Here is a 6,472-nt window from a genome sequence, read left to right as displayed (position 1 = left end):
GGTTGGAACAGGAGGAGGAAGAGCCGCAAGATTGAAACTCCCTATTTATTCGCGATGATATCTCGCGAATTATTTTTCTCTCTCTATTTTTGCAAAATTGGGATGCTCCCTGATATCCCAGCGATCATCCTGAGATATATTGCATGGGTTATCTGGTCGATAATTCTAGTAGTATACTGGTATTTATCACCCTACCTTGTTAGTACCTTATCCTTATTTATTCAAGTGGTTCGGTTCAGGTATTAAATGGTTTTCGTCTTGCTTTTAGAGAAATGAAAAATAATTGGGGTGATGCTAGATTCTCAACACAGTACTAACAACTTTTAAAACATCCTCTTAGATTGGGCGATCGCACTTCCTCTACTCATCATCATCTGGCAAATACAAAGAGCTACTATCGGTCGGTCTGGCGTGGAGATACATCTCGGTAATTGCCACCGAACTATGACCTAGTGTTTTTTGTAACAGGTGAATTGGTGCGCCACGGTCGAGACTGTGTGATGCGTGAGAGTGTCGCAGCCAGTGGGGTGAAACATTTCCTTCAAGTCCAGCACGTTTAGCAGCATTTTTTACTATATGAAACACCATACTGCGGCACAGATGCCCACCTTTAGCTGAGACAAACACTGGGTCATCTTTACGTGAGTCGCCTTTTAACTCTTGAATCTCTCGCCAAATACCTGCACCCACTAGCACAGTTCTAGTTTTCTCACCCTTACCAAACACCGTGATTTGTCCGCCATCCCCACGGGCTTTGAGGTCGCGCCACTTTAAGGCACACAATTCACTGACCCGCAACCCTGCAAAATAGAGTAAACGGATAATCGCGCGATCGCGTCCGTTGGTGGTGTTATTAATTACCTGTTGTACTTCCGATTCAGTTAAAATTCGCTCTGCCAATCGATTTTTTGCTGTTGGGGACTTAACTAGTATTCCCAGATTGGACGATATTACCCCTAACTGTTTAGCAAAGGAAAATAGGCTTTTGATGGCTCCCACAGCTACCCGCTTGGAATTATTGCTACCCCCAAGCGTAATTGACCACATTTGAATGTCCATGAGCGTACATTCACTTAAAGCTTTGTTGCCAATGTGGCGAAAAAACCTTTCGGCATAACGACGATACCCGTCAACGGTGTTGGCACTTTTGCCGTGTAACCACAAATCAACGAGTTCGGTGTTAGTAAGTGTCGTTGGGGTATTCAACATTGGCTATTCTTATGTTGAATGCTTCTTTATTAAAGCTTACTGTGGGGACAGCTGTAGTTATTTCATCAAAAGCGTTGTTACAAATGGTCAACAGGACTTGACACAAAAAGGCTGATAGCGTTCAAAAAAGTTGCTTACCAGGAATGAGGTAATCAGATAACAGGACACAGTGAACACTTGTGCGCTCCGGAATGATACTGTCAAGGTGAATATCATGATGAATGACACCGGGTTTACCTAGATATTACCTAGATATGAGCAATACAGGAAGAACAAAGAAGCTGGCATCTTTTAACTGTGACGAAAAGATGTGGCAGCAGTTTATCGCTCATTGCCAATCCCAAGGCACAACGGCAACAGCTACGCTCACCCGATTTATCGAACTGTACCTAGATGGTTCCCGTCAGGACCTTGATAGAATTGGTGGCAATGATTTAGATAAACGCGTGGACTCCAGGATCAAGGTAAGTGTTGAGGAGTATCTGGACAAGTATCTTGAGCGACGTTTGGATAATTACTTGGCATCTTTTAACGATAGTAGCGCCAACCCTACGAATCAAACCATATTAGCTATTTGCGAACGACTTGATCAGCTGGAGTCACGCATAATCAGCGAATCTAATAGCCAAGAAGCAGCTAAAAGCGACGGCGTTGCAGACTTAGAAGAAAAAATTGAAGAGATGACAGCCCGAATGAAACAATTTGACGAGGCAATTACTAAAATTAAAAATTATCTCAACAACCAACCAAAGCGGCGCAATAAATCGTACAACAACAATTCATACTATCAAAGGCAAACTCCTCGAATCCAACCGCTAACGGAAGAAGGTTTAGCTGCAAGACTTGGTGTAAGTTCTGAAACTGTACGCGAGCAGCGAATTAATCTGCCACCACCGCTTTTTGTGGCATGGTGCAAGGGCAAGGATAGGGCGGGGTTAGGCTGGGAATTTAACCAAAATACAGGGTTATATCATCCTGTGAGTTAGTTTACAGGGATGCGTACGCCCCTGTTTTCTAAGAGAACTGTGCGTACGCACTCACTTAACCGGGTGATACAGCCCATCTTTTGAGCTTTACCAGCAGCAGCCCCGCATGGTATAAAATGTGATGCAGCCCTTGGATAACTAAATCTATTTTTCAAAAATCTAGACGTGATAAATTGTAGGGGTTGCCAAAAACCAATGATTAATGAGTAACGAGATTACCGAAAAACTAAAGCAAGCGAGTCATGGCTTGCTAATGATGAGCGAGTCAGAGTATCCTTTTGAGATTGTTTTATGGGTAGATCAAGGCAAGGAAGCAATAACCGCTCAAAAAATCCTCCAACTAACAGGGCATCCTCAAGATTCATTAATAGAAGAAGTTGAATTAGAATATTTTTTTAGAAATTGTGCCTTTGAAAAAGAGTGGCACAACGAATTACAGAAATCGGAGGTTAAGAAATTTCAAAGACTTGTTGAATCTCTCAAAGAGAATCTGAAGGAAATCAAGGTTTACCGCATAGGAACAAGAAGTATTGATGTTTATATTATTGGCAAAACTTTAGATGAAGACTTAGCAGGAATTTCAACAAAAGTTATTGAAACTTAGTGGTCAAATTGCAAATTATTAGAAATCAAAGCCTTGGCATATCCGATGGCAGCAGAGTATTAAATATGTATGTGAAAAATTGCAAGTCTGTCTATATATTATATGGACAGACTTTTCTGATTTTTGAAATTATGAAAACTTACAAAGTATCAACTTGCGCTTCTATTACAGACTGAATAGATGTTGAAACTTGTGATAGGAAATCGAATCCTGTTAGAGATTCAAGTGAATCAACGCTAACTCGATAATTTTTCCAGTCAGCATCGCGAACCCCTTGGGTATTGGGGATGTTAACGGCAATCACCCTTGTAGATGTTGTGACACCAGATACTCCAGAACCTGGAGTATCTAGGACAACAATAATTTTCCAAGTGCGATTGGGAACTACAACCTTACCACCAGCAATAGTGTTGAAGGTTCCATTGCTTCCAGTACCGCCGATTCCATATCCACCAGAAATGATATAGAGTTCTTTGCCCTGACTAACCAGGGTTCTAGAGTAACTTTCTAAGTTAGCCCAAATGCCTTGATTATTATCAGGAGCTTGTGCAATCATGTTTGACATCAAGAAGGTGCTGGAGTTAACCTCAACTGTGCTAGTCCGGTCGCCAGAAGGGGTCATGTGTCCTCTATCAAATCCACTGCCACTAAAATCGGTAGATTGAACTTGATAGCATCCTGTTGGTAAGGTAGTATCAGCACGGAAATCATCTTGGCGAGGAGTGCTTCCTAACCAACTATTGTTTAACTGCCAAGATACCCAGTTAGATCGTCCTGATGAGCAGTTGTACCCAACTGCATATTGTGGTTTATCAAGCAAATAATTATTCAGATCAGAAGTTCCAGCATTACTGGGATTGCCCATTGTTAGATGTACGCTTGTACCACTTCCACCTGAAGTACCATAATCGGTGATGGTAATATCATCAATGTTAGTTCTATTGCTGGTTCCATCAGTTTTGCGAACTTCACAGCGAGATGTGCCAGAGATGTTAGGCGTAAAAGTTGCAGTCTGTAAGGTTGTTGAACTGGTTGTGACTGTTGAACCTACTTGTGACCATGAACTACCACTATTAGCTGAACACCACAACTGCCAATTAGTACTAGCATCAGAACCAAACTTTGCATGTTTAATGCTAACTGTGCCAGCACCAGTAGTGCGGTCAAATTTCATTGAGACCTTACCACTGTTGCGGATACGTGCAGATTGTGTACCGCTTTTTGCATCACTTGTAAGATTGCCAATCAAGGCATCATCCAAATTCCAAAGACCTGTACTGAGGGTGACATCAGCTGCGGCATAACTGCCTTTTGAGCCAGTTTCAAAACCTTCAACAATTGTTGCACCTTTTGCAATAAATAATGTGTTGAAGGTAATTAGTAAAATTATTACTACTGATGTTAACCACCGATGACGATAAACTTTGCGCCAAAAATTAAATAACATTATTGTTGATTTCACCTCGTAAGTCCAGCAGTTTACATTCCGAGCTAAAAATACAACAGGATAATAACTAACTGTGCTGCTTACGTAGGTTAAATTCTGATTATTCTTTATTTAATGGTTATTTTTGGACATGAGCAACCGCCTTGTAATTTAGCATCTGTAAGATTAGCTATTTCTAACTGCACACCGTTCGTTGCCCCTAGTAAATTTGAGCTTTTTAGAATCAATGGCGGCAAGCAGGGCTATTATATAGCAGACATTCAAGATAAAAAATATTACTACTGCGGTACTGAGTGGGAGGATGTAAAGCTCAAACTAGGAGAATTAGGGATTGGTAGACCAGACCCAATGGAAGCATGAAGAAAACCATTTTCACACATGAAGTGCGATCGCCTGGGCTGAGAATTAATATTAATTTCCACTCTAAATTAAGAGTGAATCTTCTAAAAGTGTTTAAATTGATGATTTCGATCTAGTTTAAAATAATATAAATGGGGAGATTTAGCCCTAATTTTCTAATAATAAATAATAGTAAAAACGTTGATTATTATAATACGCACTTGTGCCACCCCAGAACAAATAGAACACATGCTTGAGGAACATAAATTTTACATCAAGCTTGCAGTTGACATCGAGCGCCGTATCTTTGCTGGGGGCGGTGAAATGCATTTTGACTGCGAACAGGTATTACTTTCAGATGGCAGCAGACAAGTAAATATCTGGGGTGCAAACTTTATGCCCGTCAATCAAAAAATCACCTATGATTCTCTAATCAACATTCGCCCTCGTCAAAATCGTTCAATGGAAATTTTAGACGCTACGATTAGAGAACAAGTTAGCCAAATTATCGAAGAGTTGCTAGGTAACGTATGACTGACTGGACTAAAAAACAAGAACGCTTCCTACAAGATGATATCCCTACTCGCTTGGGTCACTTGGCTACAAACTTAGCCCGAATTAAATCTTTTTCGGATGAACAGACACACCCAGATTTTGCAGTCAGTCTCATTAGAGAAAGTCAGTACTTTATCGAATGGACTGCACCCCAAATGGATATTGACACTGCCGCAGAGTTAGTGGATTTGGGGCGCACTTTGTCTAGATGGAAATTGAATTGGGAAAAAATCTGGTCTGACACCACAGCTTTAAGCCAGGTCAAGGCTGAAGTTGGCTCGTGGTCGCAACGTGTCTTAGATATGTCGGGATTGTTGAATGAGTCAATTTCTGAAGCTTGTTGAAAGTTGCAATATCTCTGCTCTGCCAGAACTTATAACCAAGGGCGTACGCCCCAATTTTTACCCGATTTGGGTTTGAGGAAATTCAGTAGTTTCATGACCGAAGAGAAACGCAACTATTAGCAGGGTGAGCGAATTGGAGGTGCGATCGCACTCCAACAGGTAATGACCGAAGAAAGGCACTTATGCTGAGGGCAGAAGGCAGAAGGTTTAAGAAAAAATTTATACCAAAAAATTCAGTCCTCTTCATTCTGCCATTTGGTTTCAAGCCCCCGAATTTATTCGTGGAAAAGATAATAAGATTTGTATCAAGATGCGTAGCACAAGATACAAGGCGTCCTTGTTAGAAACCCCTAAATTTATTTATGGGGTTCCCTTCAGCATAAGTGCCTTCTTCCTTCTGCCTTCTCATGACACCTAACTTATTAAAAAGGCGACCAACTCGTGCGATCGCCTGAATTTACCTATTTTTTAGGAGGTTGTAACAGAGAAGCAAACTTATCCTTCAAGTCCTCACTTATCTTGGGGGCTTGAATTGGCTGATTTAAATCTTCGCTTATCTTGGGGGCTTGAATTGGCTGAAGCAAATTTTCAGAAAAGAGAGTATTTTTATTCATAACTTTTTTTCTCTTGGACAAGTTTTCTTTCCTGCTCACTGCACCAAGCAGCAATTAACTCTTTAGCAACACTACTCATATCCGTTTCTGACTTCACGCACAGCGATTTGAAACGGATTTTTAATTCCTTGCCAATTACCAGTTTGACCGTATCTTCGGATTTTGCCATCACATCATTCTGGCATAGCATAGGGGGAATATCAGCAATATTCCCATATTCCCATATTCCCCCGTTCCCCCAAAACTGATATAATTTTCCCCAGAAGTAATAACCCCGACGTGCCAGCACCACTTTCTTAAACTCGGCATTCGCTGTTCTTGCCAAGTAGAGCGTGAATGCGCTCGTTTAAGGACTCAACTTGGAAACGTTTCTG

The 6,472-nt window shown here is 41.1% G+C and carries 9 protein-coding genes; 5 read left to right on the top strand and 4 right to left on the bottom strand.

What is annotated here, in order from left to right; translation table 11 throughout:
* Window positions 1–360 precede the first annotated feature (360 nt).
* Complete coding sequence (locus B4U84_RS28795) at window positions 361–1,209, bottom strand: tyrosine-type recombinase/integrase (RefSeq protein ID WP_131121468.1); 849 nt, start codon at window positions 1,207–1,209, stop codon at window positions 361–363.
* A 254-nt stretch (window positions 1,210–1,463) separates the two neighbouring features.
* Between B4U84_RS28795 and B4U84_RS28790 the strand changes: the two genes are divergently transcribed.
* Window positions 1,464–2,195, top strand: a complete 732-nt coding sequence (locus tag B4U84_RS28790; protein WP_242677757.1) for a hypothetical protein — start codon at window positions 1,464–1,466, stop codon at window positions 2,193–2,195.
* 202 nt (window positions 2,196–2,397) lie between these two features.
* Complete coding sequence (locus tag B4U84_RS28785) at window positions 2,398–2,799, top strand: nuclease A inhibitor family protein (RefSeq protein ID WP_017307365.1); 402 nt, start codon at window positions 2,398–2,400, stop codon at window positions 2,797–2,799.
* A 139-nt stretch (window positions 2,800–2,938) separates the two neighbouring features.
* On the opposite strand, the gene B4U84_RS28780 is transcribed toward B4U84_RS28785, so the two are convergent.
* Window positions 2,939–4,246: a DNA/RNA non-specific endonuclease gene (locus B4U84_RS28780; RefSeq protein WP_017307366.1), complete on the bottom strand. Its 1,308-nt coding sequence runs from the start codon at window positions 4,244–4,246 to the stop codon at window positions 2,939–2,941.
* A gap of 114 nt (window positions 4,247–4,360) precedes the next feature.
* On the opposite strand from B4U84_RS28780, the gene B4U84_RS28775 reads away from it, so the two are divergent.
* From B4U84_RS28775 to B4U84_RS28765, 3 genes are all read left to right on the top strand, one after another.
* Window positions 4,361–4,606: a hypothetical protein gene (locus B4U84_RS28775; protein ID WP_017307367.1), complete on the top strand. Its 246-nt coding sequence runs from the start codon at window positions 4,361–4,363 to the stop codon at window positions 4,604–4,606.
* Window positions 4,607–4,786: 180 nt separating this feature from the next.
* Entirely contained in the window at window positions 4,787–5,119 is a 333-nt protein-coding gene (locus tag B4U84_RS28770) for a DUF5674 family protein (protein ID WP_269208871.1), read from the top strand.
* Entirely contained in the window at window positions 5,116–5,484 is a 369-nt protein-coding gene (locus tag B4U84_RS28765; RefSeq protein WP_017307369.1) for a hypothetical protein, read from the top strand. Before B4U84_RS28770 ends, B4U84_RS28765 begins: the two co-directional genes overlap by 4 nt.
* Before the next feature lie 461 nt (window positions 5,485–5,945).
* Here the strand turns inward: B4U84_RS28765 and B4U84_RS30980 are convergent, their stop codons facing one another.
* Window positions 5,946–6,098: a hypothetical protein gene (locus B4U84_RS30980; RefSeq protein WP_165490394.1), complete on the bottom strand. Its 153-nt coding sequence runs from the start codon at window positions 6,096–6,098 to the stop codon at window positions 5,946–5,948.
* The gene (locus tag B4U84_RS28760; protein WP_165490393.1) at window positions 6,091–6,390 is read right to left on the bottom strand and encodes a plasmid partition protein ParG; all 300 of its coding nucleotides are present in this window, start codon (window positions 6,388–6,390) and stop codon (window positions 6,091–6,093) included. The genes B4U84_RS30980 and B4U84_RS28760 overlap by 8 nt, the downstream gene beginning before the upstream one ends.
* Between the last annotated feature and the right edge of the window lie 82 nt (window positions 6,391–6,472).

It is taken from the genome of Westiellopsis prolifica IICB1 (genome assembly GCF_004323185.1).
GTDB lineage: Bacteria > Cyanobacteriota > Cyanobacteriia > Cyanobacteriales > Nostocaceae > Pelatocladus > Pelatocladus prolificus_A.
This window is presented reverse-complemented; position numbering and strand designations above follow the sequence as displayed.

What these genes read in the sequence shown, in the direction of transcription:
- B4U84_RS30980 (WP_165490394.1), bottom strand. Translation starts at nt 6,098, where the DNA reads ATGAATAAAAATACTCTCTTTTCTGAAAATTTGCTTCAGCCAATTCAA.
- B4U84_RS28785 (WP_017307365.1), top strand. Translation starts at nt 2,398, where the DNA reads ATGAGTAACGAGATTACCGAAAAACTAAAGCAAGCGAGTCATGGCTTG.
- B4U84_RS28790 (WP_242677757.1), top strand. Translation starts at nt 1,464, where the DNA reads ATGAGCAATACAGGAAGAACAAAGAAGCTGGCATCTTTTAACTGTGAC.
- B4U84_RS28780 (WP_017307366.1), bottom strand. Translation starts at nt 4,246, where the DNA reads ATGTTATTTAATTTTTGGCGCAAAGTTTATCGTCATCGGTGGTTAACA.
- B4U84_RS28795 (WP_131121468.1), bottom strand. Translation starts at nt 1,209, where the DNA reads ATGTTGAATACCCCAACGACACTTACTAACACCGAACTCGTTGATTTG.
- B4U84_RS28765 (WP_017307369.1), top strand. Translation starts at nt 5,116, where the DNA reads ATGACTGACTGGACTAAAAAACAAGAACGCTTCCTACAAGATGATATC.
- B4U84_RS28775 (WP_017307367.1), top strand. Translation starts at nt 4,361, where the DNA reads ATGGTTATTTTTGGACATGAGCAACCGCCTTGTAATTTAGCATCTGTA.